The 15,069-nt window shown below is 45.2% G+C and carries 10 protein-coding genes, 1 tRNA gene and 1 riboswitch; of the genes, 4 read left to right on the forward strand and 7 right to left on the reverse strand.

Annotation, left to right across the window (positions count from 1 at the left end; all coding sequences use genetic code 11):
* Positions 1–4: 4 nt before the first annotated feature.
* From rsxD to R7M72_RS03215, 6 genes are all read right to left on the reverse strand, one after another.
* Positions 5–1,051: an electron transport complex subunit RsxD gene (gene rsxD / locus R7M72_RS03190; protein WP_318056030.1), complete on the reverse strand. Its 1,047-nt coding sequence runs from the start codon at positions 1,049–1,051 to the stop codon at positions 5–7.
* On the reverse strand, positions 1,051–3,801 hold the full coding sequence (rsxC, locus tag R7M72_RS03195) for an electron transport complex subunit RsxC (RefSeq protein WP_104979561.1): 2,751 nt from the start codon (positions 3,799–3,801) through the stop codon (positions 1,051–1,053). The genes rsxD and rsxC overlap by 1 nt, the downstream gene beginning before the upstream one ends.
* 8 nt (positions 3,802–3,809) lie before the next feature.
* Entirely contained in the window at positions 3,810–4,406 is a 597-nt protein-coding gene (gene rsxB, locus R7M72_RS03200) for an electron transport complex subunit RsxB (protein WP_005380760.1), read from the reverse strand.
* Between the two features lie 3 nt (positions 4,407–4,409).
* Entirely contained in the window at positions 4,410–4,988 is a 579-nt protein-coding gene (rsxA, locus tag R7M72_RS03205) for an electron transport complex subunit RsxA (protein WP_005380762.1), read from the reverse strand.
* A gap of 305 nt (positions 4,989–5,293) precedes the next feature.
* The gene (gene pflB, locus R7M72_RS03210; RefSeq protein WP_065274718.1) at positions 5,294–7,591 is read right to left on the reverse strand and encodes a formate C-acetyltransferase; all 2,298 of its coding nucleotides are present in this window, start codon (positions 7,589–7,591) and stop codon (positions 5,294–5,296) included.
* 350 nt (positions 7,592–7,941) lie between these two features.
* Positions 7,942–8,017 (reverse strand) — tRNA-Asn (locus R7M72_RS03215).
* A gap of 559 nt (positions 8,018–8,576) precedes the next feature.
* Between R7M72_RS03215 and uvrB the strand changes: the two genes are divergently transcribed.
* The 3 genes from uvrB to luxU all read left to right on the forward strand — a co-directional run bounded on the left by uvrB (position 8,577) and on the right by luxU (position 12,647).
* Positions 8,577–10,607: an excinuclease ABC subunit UvrB gene (uvrB, locus tag R7M72_RS03220; RefSeq protein WP_017636056.1), complete on the forward strand. Its 2,031-nt coding sequence runs from the start codon at positions 8,577–8,579 to the stop codon at positions 10,605–10,607.
* A gap of 292 nt (positions 10,608–10,899) precedes the next feature.
* Positions 10,900–12,306, forward strand: coding sequence for a quorum-sensing sigma-54 dependent transcriptional regulator LuxO (luxO, locus tag R7M72_RS03225; RefSeq protein ID WP_005380768.1), 1,407 nt, complete (start codon positions 10,900–10,902; stop codon positions 12,304–12,306).
* The gene (gene luxU / locus R7M72_RS03230; protein WP_213961894.1) at positions 12,303–12,647 is read left to right on the forward strand and encodes a quorum-sensing phosphorelay protein LuxU; all 345 of its coding nucleotides are present in this window, start codon (positions 12,303–12,305) and stop codon (positions 12,645–12,647) included. The genes luxO and luxU overlap by 4 nt, the downstream gene beginning before the upstream one ends.
* Before the next feature lie 138 nt (positions 12,648–12,785).
* Here the strand turns inward: luxU and R7M72_RS03235 are convergent, their stop codons facing one another.
* Entirely contained in the window at positions 12,786–13,682 is an 897-nt protein-coding gene (locus tag R7M72_RS03235) for a YvcK family protein (RefSeq protein WP_005388931.1), read from the reverse strand.
* A 175-nt stretch (positions 13,683–13,857) separates the two neighbouring features.
* Positions 13,858–13,992: riboswitch (molybdenum cofactor riboswitch) on the forward strand.
* Here R7M72_RS03235 and moaA point away from each other — a divergent pair.
* Positions 13,981–14,970, forward strand: coding sequence for a GTP 3',8-cyclase MoaA (gene moaA, locus R7M72_RS03240; protein WP_017636052.1), 990 nt, complete (start codon positions 13,981–13,983; stop codon positions 14,968–14,970). It overlaps the preceding riboswitch by 12 nt.
* Positions 14,971–15,069: the final 99 nt, after the last annotated feature.

The following is a 15,069-nucleotide window of genomic DNA, read 5'->3' on the forward strand; positions in this document are numbered from 1 at the left end:
TACCTCAGTGACCGTAAGTTCTAGGTTTGGTGTAGTAATCGATCAGTGGCACACACATATTTGCAAGCAACACTGCAAATGCAACACCATCTGGGAAACCGCCCCAACTGCGAATGATAAAAACCAAAGCACCAATAAGCGCACCGAAGATTAAACGTCCTTTGACGGTGGTAGACGCCGAAACGGGATCGGTTGCAATAAAGAATGCGCCAAGCATGGTTGCACCAGATAACAAGTGTAAAACTGGCGACGCAGTTTCCCCTGGCGTCAGCAACGTGAACACTAGGCTAAACAGAGTCAGACTCGCAAGGAAACCTGCTGGAATATACCATTGGATGATACGCTTTTTGATCATGACTATCCCGCCAAGAAGGTAAGCAAGGTTTACCCATTGCCAACCAATACCACCTAAGCCATCAAATATTGGCTGCGACATTACTTCGCTTGGAGTGGCACCTGTAAGAATGCCAGTCTTAAATGCATCAAGTGGTGTCGCCATTGTCACACCGTCAACACCTGAGCGAACTTGCTGAAGTGATAAGCCGTCGTAATCATAGCCCGTAAAAATTAAAGAGAGTGTATCTGCAAAATTTACATGATCAGGTATGAGTGATGTCGGTGCACTCCAACTCGTCATTTGTACTGGGAAAGAGATCAACAAGACCACATAAGCGACCATTGCAGGGTTGAATAAGTTTTGACCAAGGCCACCATATAGGTGTTTAGCAATTACGATCGCGAAAATAAGTCCGATCACCATAATCCACCACGGAGACCATGGTGGAATAGCAACGGCTAATAACCAAGCGGTAACGATCGCACTGTTATCACGTAGTGCTCGCATCGGCGAACGTTTACGGAAGACCATAACTAAGGCTTCAAGTGATACAGCGACTGCGATGGCAAAAATCAGCTGAATAAGCGTTCCCCAGCCAAAGAAGTAGGTTTGAGCTACTAAACCTGGAAGTGCGCAAAGTGCCACCCATTTCATTAAGTCTGGCGTACTACGACGACTGTGGGTATGCGGTGAACTGGCAATAAAAAACGACACTACTCGTTCTCCTCAGTATTATTTTTATTAGCTTCTTGTTGCGCTTTGCGGGCCTTCGCGCGCGCAATTGCTGCGGCAACCGCGGCTTTTTTCGGATCCACTTCTGGTTCTTCAGAAGTTGCTTCTTCAACAGGCTCAGTTTGCGTTTCTTGCTTAGCTTTACGCGCTTTGGCACGTGCAATGGCAGCAGCCACGGCGGCTTTTTTCGGATCTTCGGTTTGCTCGGCAGGTGCTTCAGCTTCTTCCGCTTCAGTTGAGTCTGCTTGTTTCGCTTTACGAGCCTTCGCGCGCGCAATTGCTGCGGCAACCGCGGCTTTTTTCGGATCCACTTCTGGTTCTTCAGAAGTTGCGTCTTCAACAGGCTCAGTTTGCGTTTCTTGCTTCGCTTTACGTGCTTTGGCACGTGCAATGGCAGCTGCCACGGCGGCTTTTTTCAGATCGTCGGTTTGCTCGGCAGGTGCGTCAGCTTCTTCCGCTTCGGTTGAGTCTGCTTGCTTCGCTTTGCGCGCTTTGGCTCGAGCAATTGCAGCGGCAACTGCGGCTTTTTTCGGATCGTCGGTTTGCTCGGCAGGTGCGTCAGCTTCTTCCGCTTCGGTTGAGTCTGCTTGCTTCGCTTTGCGCGCTTTGGCTCGAGCAATTGCAGCGGCAACTGCGGCTTTTTTCGGATCGTCGGTTTGCTCGGCAGGTGCGTCAGCTTCTTCCGCTTCAGTTGAGTCTGCTTGCTTCGCTTTTCGTGCTTTGGCACGTGCAATCGCAGCAGCCACGGCGGCTTTTTTCGGATCGTCGGTTTGCTCAGTAGGTGCTTCAGCTTCTTCCGCTTCAGTTGAGTCTGCTTGCTTCGCTTTACGTGCTTTGGCACGTGCAATGGCAGCAGCAACCGCGGCTTTCTTCGGATCGCTGTCTTGCTGTGCAGACGTTTCCGATTCTACAGATTCAGTTGAATCTTCTTGTTGTGCTTTTTTCGCTTTAGCTCGGGCGATGGCGGCCGCAACTGCCGATTTTTTATCATCAGCGTTATTGTCTGGCGTTTCGCCTTGTTCTTTTTGCGCTTTACGTTCGCGAGCAAGACGTTTGCGTTCTTCGCGCAGTTTTGCCATTTCTGAGTTATCAGGTTCACTAGAGCCTGCTTTAGCTGCTGCAGCTTGTTTCGCCTTCGCTTTGGCAATGGCTGCCGCTACGGCGGGTTTTACTGCTGGCTCTGCTTTTTCTGTGGTTTCTGTCTTTTGAGCTTTCACTCGTGCGATCGCTGCTGCTATCGCATCATCGCTACCAGAAGACTTCATCTCTTTTCGGCGTTGATCGGCAGCTTTCTTGAAGCGATTTTCACGTTCTGCTTTTTCGCGTTCCATACGCGCTTTTTTCTCTTCAAAACGCAGTTTTGCTCGCTCTGCAGCTTCCGCTTCTTGTGTTCTAGTTCTAATTTCTGCTTTCGCTTGGCGGTAGTACTGTACGAGCGGAATTTCACTTGGACATACAAACGCACAAGCGCCGCACTCGATACAATCCTTTAAGTTTAATTCTTCGAGTTTGTCATACTCTTCAGCTTTTGCATGCCATTGCAGTTGTTGAGGCAGCAGCGAAGCAGGGCACGCTTCTGCACATTGGCTACAGCGAATACATTCCATCTCATACTGGTGCGGAGAGATCTCACGACGAGTCGGAGCAAGGATACAGTTTGCTGTCTTGGTAATCGGCACTTGGGAGTGAGGAAGGGTAAAGCCCATCATTGGCCCACCCATAATTAAACGCTGTAACTTCTTATCTGCTTTATAGCCAAACTCATCCAACAGTGCTTGTACTGGTGTCCCTAACAATGCCCAAACGTTGCGTGGTTGTTTGAAGGTTTTACCAGTGAGAGTCACGATGCGCTTTATCATCGGTTCACCGTCGATGACTGCGCGTTTTATAGCGTAAAGAGAACCAACATTCTGAACCAAAATACCAATATCGGCTGGAATCGCGCCACTTGGTACTTCTTTATTGGTTAAAATTTTGATCAGCTGTTTTTCACCGCCAGAAGGGTATTTAGTCGGGATAACGCGAATAACGATATCTTTGTTTATAGCCGCAGCTTCTAGCGCTTTGATTGCTTCTGGCTTGTTGTCTTCAATGCCAATAATCGTGAGCTTTGGTGTCAGGATATGTTCGACAATTTCGATACCTTGAATAAGCTCTTCGGCATGTTCTTGCATGAGCTTGTCATCAGACGTGATGTATGGCTCGCACTCTGCTGCATTAACGATAAGAATCTCGGTACGAGCAAAACCTGATTGGATTTTTTTTGCAGTAGGGAAGCCTGCGCCACCCATACCAGAAATACCAGCGAGACGAATAATATCAATCAGTGCGTCAGGGGTTTCTTGTTGGTAATCTGCGACGGGGTTTCTTTCACACCATGCATCTTTCCCATCAGGCGTGATGACTGCGCACAACTCACTTAACCCAGAAGGGTGCGCGACAGTTCGTGGCTCAATCGCGGTGAGCGTACCTGATGTTGGAGCATGCACTGGAACCGTAAAGCCGGTCTCCGATTGCGTTAATGGCTGACCTTTTAATACGTAGTCACCTTCGGCAACCAGTAGGTTACCCGCTTTACCAATGTGCTGTTTTAGCGGCAATACAATTTCTGACGGGATAGCCGCATGAGCGAGTTCAGTTTTGTTGGACTGCTTTTTATTTTCTGCCGGATGCACACCACCTGGGAAATCCCAAAGCGCGCCTGTACGAATTTGTTCAATCAAAGACAACATGTGAAACCTTACTTAATTGAATCTTTCACGTTCGCTGCATTGTCGGCAGCATCCGTAATGTTAAGTACTGGAATGGAGTGAAGTTGCCACTTCCAGCTTTCTGTGGTCGTTGCCACAGGAATCATTTCAATACAATCAGTCGGACATGGGGCAACACACAAGTCACAGCCCGTACATTCGTCTTTGATTACGGTATGGACCGCCTTTGTTCCGCCTACAATTGCATCCACCGGACACGCCTGAATACACTTAGTGCAGCCAATACACATGTCTTCATGAATAAACGCAACGGTTGGAATTTTGCTGTCGAGATCGTGCGCAGATTCTTCTGGCTCAACACCCATTAAGTCGGCGAGCTTTTCGATTGTTGCCTGGCCTCCAGGGGGACATTTGTTGATGTGGTCGCCATTTGCAATTGCTTCAGCATAAGGACGGCAACCAGGGTAGCCACATTGACCGCATTGAGTTTGCGGTAAAATGGCGTCGATTTGATCCACAATAGGGTCCGCTTCAACTTTAAAGCGAATAGAAGCAAAACCAAGTATCGCGCCGAAAATCGCAGCCAGAACCGCTAACGCGATAATCGCAATTAAAATCGTACTCATCGCTTACTTCACCAAACCTGTAAAGCCCATAAAGGCGAGTGACATTAAACCTGCTGTAATCATTGCTATTGATGCACCTTTAAAAGGTACAGGAACGTCGGCGGCGGCTATGCGCTCTCGCATGGATGCAAAAAGTATCAACACCAATGAGAAACCAACAGCGGCGCCGAAGCCGTAGATGATCGATTCAATAAAGTTATGGTTTTCATTAATGTTAAGAAGTGCCACGCCCAATACTGCGCAGTTTGTTGTGATCAGCGGTAAGAAAATGCCAAGCAAGCGATAAAGCGTCGGGCTGGTTTTGTGCACAACCATTTCGGTGAACTGCACCACAACGGCTATCACCAAAATAAAACTCATGGTTCGAAGGTACTCAATACCTAGTGGACGAAGGATGTAGCTTTCCACTAAATACGCACACACTGACGCGAGCGTTAGCACAAAAGTTGTCGCTAAGCCCATACCTATTGCTGTTTCCAGTTTTTTGGACACACCCATGAAAGGACATAGGCCCAAAAACTTCACCAGTACAAAGTTGTTCACCAGCACAGTGCCGACCAACAACAAAACATATTCGGTCATAGTTATTACGTTCTTAAAATCCGATCTTGATATTATCGTGTTTTGTGACACCAATAACAACCAGTGAACGATGTGGTTTTACATACACGATGGAAAAATAGTCGTCTATTTGATCTATTTTGATGAATCAATAAGAAATTGAATCGTTTGCTGAATGTATTGTTAGCGAGAGGATACTACCTATTAATTTTCATCTAATGTGTGATTTTAAAAAAAGCCCGCCTCTCCCAGGTAGAAAAGAGAGGCGGGCAATGTATATTTACAAGCTAATTATTTAAACTTTCTGAGTGCTTGATGGACTGTGTTTATATCTTACTCGTGAAGGTACGAGTGATGACGTCTTGCTGTTGCTCTGTCGTTAGAGAGTTAAAACGTACCGCATAACCAGACACTCGAATCGTCAACTGAGGGTATTTCTCTGGATGTTCAACCGCATCCAATAACATCTCTCGGTCTAGAACGTTGACGTTAAGGTGTTGACCACCTTCAATCGCAATGCCCTCGTTGCTTGCTTCGTGATGGAAGTAACCATCCATTAGCGCAGCTAGGTTCTTCTTCTGACTCAAGTCATCTTTACCCAATGCGTTAGGCACAATTGAGAAAGTGTAAGAAATACCATCTTTAGCGTAAGCGAACGGTAATTTAGAAACCGATGCCAGAGACGCAACCGCCCCTTTTTCATCACGACCGTGCATTGGGTTTGCACCCGGTCCAAAAGGCATACCTGCGCGACGGCCATCTGGTGTATTACCCGTTTTTTTACCGTAAACCACGTTAGATGTGATTGTTAAAATCGATTGAGTTGGCACTGCTTCGCGGTAGGTGTGCATCTTCTGAATTTTCTTCATGAAGCGCTCAACTAGATCACAAGCGATGTCATCAACACGGGCATCGTTGTTACCAAATTTTGGATAATCACCTTCGATTTTAAAATCAACGGCGATGCCATCTTCATCACGAACGGGTTTCACGGTTGCGTATTTAATTGCTGCTAAAGAGTCTGCAACAACAGACAGACCTGCAATACCACACGCCATCGTGCGGTGCACGTCGCGATCCATCAATGCCATCAGTGATGCTTCGTAGCTGTAACGGTCATGCGAATAATGGATGATGTTCAACGCTGTGACGTATTGCGTTGCTAGCCACTCCAACATATTGTCGAAACGAGGCATCAAAGCGTCAAAGTCGAGAATTTCATCTTGAACTTTGTCCACTACCGGACCCACTTGCGCTTTCGATTTTTCATCGATACCACCATTGATGGTGTAAAGCAGTGCTTTTGCAAGGTTGGCACGTGCACCAAAGAATTGCATGTGCTGACCAACAACCTGCGGGCTCACACAACAGGCAATCGCGTAGTCGTCATTGTCGAAATCAGGACGCATTAGATCGTCGTTTTCGTATTGAACCGAAGAGGTATCAATCGACACTTTTGCAGCATATTGTTTGAACGCTTCAGGCAATTGCTCTGACCAAAGAATCGTCATATTTGGTTCAGGAGCAGGGCCCATAGTATGTAGCGTATGTAAGTATCGGAATGTCGTTTTAGATACTAGTGTACGGCCATCAACACCCATACCTGCCATGGCTTCGGTTGCCCAGATTGGGTCGCCAGAAAACAATGAATCGTATTCTGGTGTGCGTAGGAAGCGAACCATGCGTAGCTTCATGATGAAGTGGTCAATCATTTCTTGCGCTTGTGATTCATCAATCAAATCGTTTGCGATATCGCGCTCTAGATAGACGTCTAGGAAAGTCGAAGTACGGCCCAGTGACATTGCTGCGCCGTTTTGCGATTTAACCGCCGCTAGGTAGCCAAAGTAGGTAAATTGGATCGCTTCTTGTGCTGTTTTTGCAGGTAGCGACATATCAATGCCGTATTTCAGACCCATTTGACGAATGTCTTCAAGTGCTTGAACTTGATCGGCTATTTCTTCGCGAAGACGAAGTGTTTTCTCAAGATCGTTGCCTTGTTCTAAGAACGTTTGTGTTGAATTGTATTGTTCTTTTTTGTCTGCTTTTAAGAAGTCGATACCGTATAGGGCGAGACGGCGATAGTCACCAATGATACGACCACGGCCATAAGCATCAGGAAGGCCCGTGATGATGCCGGATTTACGACAGGCTAGAATTTCTTTGGTGTAAAGGTCGAAACACGCTTTGTTGTGAGTTTTACGGTATTCAGTGAAGATTTTTTCAACCGTTGGATCCAATTCGCGGCCATAAACTTCGCACGAGTTTTTTACCATGCGAATCCCGCCATTGGCGATGATTGCACGTTTTAGCGGTTGATCAGTTTGTAAGCCAACGATCTTTTCCAGATCTTTGTTGATGTAGCCTGCATCGTGGGAAGTGATTGTTGAGGGCAAGTCTGTGTCAAAATCAATAGGGGCGTGTGTGCGGCTTTCTTGTTTTATGCCTTCAAGCACTTGGTTCCATAATGCTGAAGTGGATTTGCTAACCTCGGCTAAGAAAGACTCGTCTCCCTCATAGGGTGTATAGTTTTTTTGGATGAAGTCACGAGTGTTGACAGAGTTTTGCCATTCACCAGCAGTAAATCCAGCCCATGCATCTAGCATGTCAGTTGTCGGAATAGTCATAAGTAAATCCCTAAGTTATTGATAATTAGAATGGAGGCGACGAGTAGGACGGAACCATTCTTAACCCTTTTAATCGTATGGATTTATTTGGTATGAGTAAAATGAATGCTTTTCATTTTTTCAATGATTAAATTGCATTAATAATAGATTCAATTGGTTATGATTGTTTTTTGCTAGAAAAGAGACAGAATTAAATGTGTGGTACTGTGAGAACACTATCTATGACAATGTTATGAGTTCTGTAATTTGAACTTATTTCGGTGTGATTTTATGACGCCTAGATTGGCTTAGATTTCATGGCGATTAAGATACAAAAAAGCCGTGTCTTGCGACACGGCTTTTCTATAATCTGGCTCCTCCTGCTGGGCTCGAACCAGCGACCTGCGGATTAACAGTCCGTCGCTCTACCAACTGAGCTAAGGAGGAATTGCTTTGCTTGAAAGCGGGAAGAATCTTACCGAGCACTCAAACTACTGTCAACAGTAAAAAAATACATTTTTAGAAAAAAATATTGAGTTAAGGGCTTTACTTTTCTGTATGGCTTGCCAGTAAAGGCTCGAGGTTAGTTATCCACTAAATTTGTGGATAAGTATGTTGATGAGATCTGGGTAAAGAAAATTGATATGCAACTAAGTTTTTATTTAATGAATCTTTAGTCAGAGTTATGCGTAAAATAAGCAAATAAAACAGAGGTTTATCGATGTTAATCAAAAGGTATTCAAAGTGGATAAAAATCAATCTTTTGGGGATAAGAAAGTTTTAAGCTAATTTTTGGGGAAAAGTTGTGGAAACTATAATGTGAAGAATGTGTGTAGCTCTTCAACTAGGGCGAAGTACTATATCAGAGTCACTTTTGTATGGCTATAGCATTCTAGACAAACAAGAAAATTTATTAACAATGATGGTTAAATTCTCGATAGACGTAGATTTCATTAGCTAAGGTGTATATATATACAGCCAAAGCGCAGTAAAATTGAGGAAGGGTATGAGTAAAGTCTATGAATTGGTCTCCGATTATCAGCCGTCGGGCGATCAACCAGGAGCGATCAATCAGTTGCTTGAGGGGCTCGATGCTGGGCTAGCACATCAAACCTTGTTGGGGGTCACAGGCTCAGGTAAAACCTTCACACTAGCGAATGTGATTGCTCAAGCCCAACGACCTGCAATATTACTTGCGCCAAACAAAACGCTTGCTGCTCAGTTATATGGTGAGATGAAGTCATTCTTTCCTAATAATGCGGTTGAGTATTTTGTTTCTTACTACGATTACTACCAACCTGAAGCGTACGTTCCGACCACGGATACCTTTATAGAGAAAGACGCTTCAGTTAACGCGCATATAGAACAAATGCGTTTGTCTGCTACAAAAGCACTACTAGAACGTAAAGATGCCATTATTGTTGCATCGGTATCGGCTATCTATGGCTTGGGTGATCCTGAATCGTATCTACAAATGATGCTGCACCTACGTCGCGGTGATGTGATTGACCAGCGCGATATGCTACGCCGTCTTGCAGAGCTGCAATACTCACGCAATGACGTTGCATTTGAGCGTGGCCAATTCCGTGTTCGAGGTGAAGTGATTGACATCTTCCCAGCCGAATCAGACCAAGACGCTGTGCGCGTTGAGATGTTTGACGATGAGGTGGATTGCATCAGTGTGTTCGATCCATTGACAGGCGTGGTGAAACAACGAGACTTGCCGCGCTATACCATCTATCCCAAGACGCACTATGTCACGCCAAGAGATCGCATTCTTGAAGCGATTGAAAATATTAAAGTCGAACTAGAAGTGCGCAAAAAGCAGCTTCTAGATAACAACAAGCTACTGGAAGAGCAGCGAATTAGCCAGCGCACTCAATTCGATATCGAAATGATGAATGAGTTGGGCTTTTGCTCCGGTATCGAAAACTATTCTCGTTATCTCAGTGGACGCTCGGAAGGTGAGCCGCCACCAACCCTGTTTGACTACTTACCTCATGATGGCTTGTTGATCATCGATGAATCTCACGTGACAGTACCGCAGATAGGTGCCATGTATAAAGGCGACCGTTCGCGTAAAGAAACGCTGGTGGAGTTTGGTTTCCGGTTACCTTCAGCTTTGGATAATCGTCCACTGAAGTTTGAGGAGTTTGAAGCACTAGCGCCACAAACGATTTTCGTCTCTGCTACGCCCGGAAATTACGAACTAGAAAAATCGGCGGGTGATGTGGCGGATCAAGTCGTTCGTCCTACAGGCTTGCTTGACCCTGAGTTGGAAGTTCGCCCAGTAGCGACCCAAGTCGACGACCTATTGTCTGAGATCCGTATTCGCGCTGCTAAAGATGAACGAGTTCTGGTTACAACACTGACCAAACGAATGGCTGAAGATCTCACCGAATACCTTCACGAACATGATGTTAAGGTACGTTATTTACACTCAGACATTGATACTGTTGAGCGTGTGGAAATTATCCGTGACCTTCGTCTTGGGGAATTTGACGTGCTGGTGGGAATAAACTTATTGAGAGAGGGCCTGGATATGCCAGAGGTCTCGTTAGTTGCAATTTTGGATGCGGATAAAGAGGGCTTCTTGCGGTCTGAACGCTCACTCATTCAGACCATTGGTCGTGCTGCACGAAACATCGAAGGTAAGGCGATTTTATACGCTGACCGAATCACCAACTCAATGAAAAAGGCGATGGATGAAACTAACCGTCGTCGCGAGAAGCAGGAAGCGTACAACGAAGAAATGGGTATTTCGCCACAAGCGCTCAAACGAAATATCAAAGACATCATGGAACTTGGCGATATCACTAAGTCTAAACGCCAGCGTAACACTAAACAGGTACCATTATCGAAAGTGGCGGAGCCTTCGCAAACTTACGAGGCACTGTCCCCTCAGCAGCTAGAAAAAGAAATCAGTCGACTGGAGGCAGCGATGTATCAGCATGCGCAAGATTTAGAATTTGAGTTAGCGGCACAAAAGCGTGACGAGATTGAAAAACTACGAGCGCAGTTCATCGCAAATAGTTGAACAAACTTACCGATTTAACTATCCAAGCATTTTAGGTCGCTTGTAAAAAAAAAGAAGCCAATAGGCAGTCGGGTCTATTGGCTTGTTTTGTGAACATATCGTTCACTAACAACGTCAGTTGGCTAGGTGACCCGAGGGGTCACTATCGTTACAGCATGGTTTGTGCCACTTTTTAAATAATTGATATTATTTTTGAATTTTTTCCTTTGCCCATAATTTAGCTAATGTTATTTGCAAAATGCAAAGCGTAATGCGATTATTGTTTAAAACACAACAAAATAATAGCTAGGTTATGCAACAAAAACCCGAAGGCCCAAAGTCTCGTTACCTTTTAATGGTCGAGGACACCGCATCTGTTGCGGCTCTGTACCGCTCATACCTGACACCGCTTGGCATAGATATCAATATTGTCGGCACAGGTAGGGATGCCATTGAGAGCCTAAATCATCGAATTCCAGATCTTATTTTACTCGATCTCCGTCTGCCAGATATGACGGGGATGGACGTTTTACATGCCGTTAAAAAGAGTCATCCCGACGTACCTATAATTTTTATGACCGCTCACGGTTCTATCGATACCGCTGTCGAGGCCATGCGTCATGGCTCACAAGACTTTCTAATTAAACCGTGTGAAGCGGACCGTTTACGTGTCACGGTTAACAATGCAATTCGTAAAGCGACCAAGCTAAAAAATGAAGCCGATAATCCAGGCAATCAGAGCTATCAGGGGTTTATCGGCAGTAGCCAAACCATGCAGCAGGTTTACCGTACGATAGATTCAGCGGCGAGCAGTAAAGCGAGTATTTTTATCACAGGTGAAAGTGGTACTGGTAAAGAGGTATGTGCCGAGGCTATTCACGCAGCAAGTAAACGTGGTGACAAACCTTTTATTGCAATTAACTGTGCTGCAATTCCAAAAGATTTGATTGAGAGTGAACTGTTTGGTCACGTAAAAGGGGCCTTTACTGGCGCTGCGAATGATCGTCAAGGGGCAGCTGAGTTAGCGGATGGCGGCACACTTTTTCTAGATGAGCTTTGTGAGATGGACTTGGATTTACAAACCAAGTTGCTACGATTTATTCAAACGGGCACATTCCAAAAAGTGGGTTCCTCAAAAATGAAGAGCGTGGATGTGCGCTTTGTTTGTGCCACTAACCGTGATCCCTGGAAAGAGGTACAAGAAGGTCGATTCCGTGAAGATTTGTACTATCGTTTGTATGTCATTCCTTTGCATTTACCGCCTTTACGCGAACGAGGCGAAGATGTTATTGAAATTGCATACTCACTGCTAGGTTACATGTCACACGAAGAAGGAAAAAGCTTCATACGTTTTGCGCCTGATGTCATCGAGCGATTCAACAGCTATGAGTGGCCGGGTAACGTTCGTCAGTTACAAAACGTGCTACGCAATATCGTTGTTCTAAACAACGGTAAAGAGATTACGTTGGACATGTTACCGCCACCGTTGAATCAACCGCTTGACCGTCCGTCGTCTGTGGCTAAATTAATTGAGCCGAAAGCGATGACCGCATCTGAGATTATGCCATTATGGATGACGGAAAAAATGGCAATCGAGCAAGCGATTGAAGCATGTGATGGCAATATTCCTCGAGCGGCGGGATACCTTGATGTCAGTCCGTCGACGATTTACCGCAAGTTACAGGCATGGAACGGCAAGGAAGAGCGGCAAAAAGTATGAGTGTAAATGTATTAAATCAGCAAAAAATAGATGAACTGTCGATGGAAATTGGCAGTGACAACGTACCTGTACTGTTCGATATCTTCCTAGGAGAAATGGATACCTATATCGAGAACTTATCCCAACTGCAGGGGGCAGAGCGATTAGCTTACTCAAAAGAAATCAGCCACGCGTTGAAAAGTAGTGCTGCGAGCTTTGGGGCAGATCGCCTTTGTGAACTGGCGATGTCCATAGACAAAAAAGCGAAAGCCGGTGAGTTGAGTGCGGAGTCTGAGGAGTTAGAGGTTATGTTCGATCTTTTGCACGAAACTCGAGATGCTTATCGCTCTTGGCGACAGTAACTATTTATTCCTATTAACCATTTTTTCTTAGTAAACATCTGTTCTTACTGGATGCCTGAACTAAAACCCTTCGATGACAGAAGGGTTTTCATTATCAATAAACACCTTAAAAGAGGGCGCTAGCCAGGTAACGTGCTCTTAAATAGAAAGTTGTAGCTGATTTTCAATCGCTAGTTTGAGCTTGTTTCTATCGTGACGCCAGTCTCGGTTAGAGGAGGCGAGTGACTCCGTCACTACATTCCATTGACTTAAGACGTCTTGCTCGGTTTTCTCTGCTAGAACCACGTCTATTTTTCTTCCTTGACAGGCACGTTCACACCATTCTAATTTTTGAGCCATCGTCATTCGTCCCGCTGGGCCGTATTCTGGACTCAGGTTAGCAACAAAAATGACTTTTGCTTTTGTGTTTGCTGCAATCGCTTTGCCGAGTTCAGGCAGCAATAAAGGAGGCATGATACTAGTTAAAAAACTGCCAGGGCCAAGAATAATCGCGTCCGCTTCCGCCAAAGCTGTGATGGCTTCTTTGGTAGCAGGCACTTCTGGTGAAAGATCCAAACGTCGCAAGTCTGCTTTCATTTCGTCGACATTTGTTTCTCCCGTAACCCACTTCCCATCTACGGATAACGCGGAAAGATCCGAAGGGTGTTCGGACATAGGAAGGATGTTAACGTCGACTTTTAACATATTGCGAATCAGATTAATGGCATCTAAAGGTCTGACCGATAAGTTATCGAGTGCAGTAAGCATCAAATTACCAAGATTATGACCATCAAGTTCGCCAGTGCCTTTGAAGCGATATTCAAACATCATAGAACTGATCGAAGGCTCTGTAATGAGCTGATTAATACAGTTACGTGTGTCTCCCCAAGCGATTCCTCCTTGGCAGTGACGAATTCTTCCTGTTGAACCACCATTGTCAGTCGTGGCAACAATCCCAGTTGCATTGCTGCCAAAATCTCGTAATGCGGCCAGCATTCGACCTAAGCCATGACCACCGCCAACAGCGACCACTTTTTTATCTGTGTAGATATTCATTATGTTCTTCTAATAATCTAATAAAAAACGGCTACAATTTATCTTAAGGAGTGTCTTAAAGGTACTCACTTAGCGGTAAATTGTGTCTCTAGAGAGTTTTTTATCACTCAAGTCTGGATTCCATTACAAATATTAAGTATTTTACACCGCAAAGCTATCAGAGATTTCATATCTCTGGTTGCCATAACTCCGAGCTCACTATTGCTAAGTCCTTGGATAAGCGTTTTGAGCCAGTGGCATACTGTCACAAGGGCATGATTGGAAATGGCCATGCCTCCCGTGTTTGGAAAGGTGTTCCGTGGCGCAACAATTCGAAGACAAATTTCATCGTAAGTTTTATTACTTGCGTCTGTCTGTGACCGACGTATGTAATTTCAAATGTACCTATTGCCTTCCTGATGGCTATAAGCCTTCGGGCAATAAAAACTCGTCTTTTTTATCTCTCCCTGAAATCAAACGGGTCGTAAAAGCATTCGCTGATTGTGGCACGTCAAAAGTGCGCATCACTGGTGGTGAGCCTAGCTTACGCAAAGATTTTACCGACATTATCCATTCAGTAGCGGCGACGCCTGGCATTCAAAAAGTTGCAACGACAACCAATGGCTATCGCATGGCAAAACAAGTCGCAGATTGGCGTGAAGCGGGTTTAACCCACATTAATGTCAGTGTGGATAGCCTTGACCCGCGTATGTTTCATCAAATCACAGGTGAAAATAAGTTTACTGAAGTCATGAATGGTATCGAACGTGCGTTCGAGGTCGGTTATGAGCAAGTAAAAGTTAATGTGGTGTTGATGAAAGATCTGAACCATCACGAGCTGCCAGCGTTTCTTAACTGGATAAAAGATCGTCCAATCCAACTGCGTTTCATTGAGTTGATGCAAACGGGTGAGATGGATGAGCTATTTAATAAGCACCATGTATCCGGAGTGGCAATTCGTAACCAGCTAATTGCAAATGGTTGGTTGCTGAAAGTGCGCTCGCATAATGATGGTCCTGCGCAAGTATTTGTTCATCCTGATTACAAGGGTGAAATAGGTCTTATCATGCCTTATGAAAAAGACTTTTGTGAAAGCTGCAACCGACTGCGCGTTTCGGCGATGGGTAAGCTGCACCTATGTCTGTTTGGAGACCACGGTGTAGAATTGCGTGATCTTTTGGAACGTGATGAGCAAGAGAGTGAGCTTATTGAACGTATCCAGGCGCAGTTACAAACCAAGTCGGTAAGCCATTTCTTGCATGATGGCAATACTGGTATGACGCCACACCTCGCGTCTATCGGCGGCTAACTTCATTCAATTTTTAGAGCGAGTTCACTGATAAGCTGGCTCTAACTTTTTCCGAATCGATACCAAGCGTATCAAAGCTAATTAAGAGAATAGGTGAAC

It is taken from the genome of Vibrio sp. YT-18 (assembly GCF_033337345.1).
Taxonomy (GTDB): Bacteria; Pseudomonadota; Gammaproteobacteria; order Enterobacterales; family Vibrionaceae; genus Vibrio; species Vibrio alginolyticus.

Bases quoted from the DNA above. Each gene is read 5' to 3' on its own strand.
- rsxC (WP_104979561.1), bottom strand. From the start codon at position 3,801: ATGTTGTCTTTGATTGAACAAATTCGTACAGGCGCGCTTTGGGATTTC.
- rsxB (WP_005380760.1), bottom strand. From the start codon at position 4,406: ATGAGTACGATTTTAATTGCGATTATCGCGTTAGCGGTTCTGGCTGCG.
- rsxA (WP_005380762.1), bottom strand. From the start codon at position 4,988: ATGACCGAATATGTTTTGTTGTTGGTCGGCACTGTGCTGGTGAACAAC.
- pflB (WP_065274718.1), bottom strand. From the start codon at position 7,591: ATGACTATTCCGACAACTGACATGCTAGATGCATGGGCTGGATTTACT.
- uvrB (WP_017636056.1), top strand. From the start codon at position 8,577: ATGAGTAAAGTCTATGAATTGGTCTCCGATTATCAGCCGTCGGGCGAT.
- luxO (WP_005380768.1), top strand. From the start codon at position 10,900: ATGCAACAAAAACCCGAAGGCCCAAAGTCTCGTTACCTTTTAATGGTC.
- luxU (WP_213961894.1), top strand. From the start codon at position 12,303: ATGAGTGTAAATGTATTAAATCAGCAAAAAATAGATGAACTGTCGATG.
- R7M72_RS03235 (WP_005388931.1), bottom strand. From the start codon at position 13,682: ATGAATATCTACACAGATAAAAAAGTGGTCGCTGTTGGCGGTGGTCAT.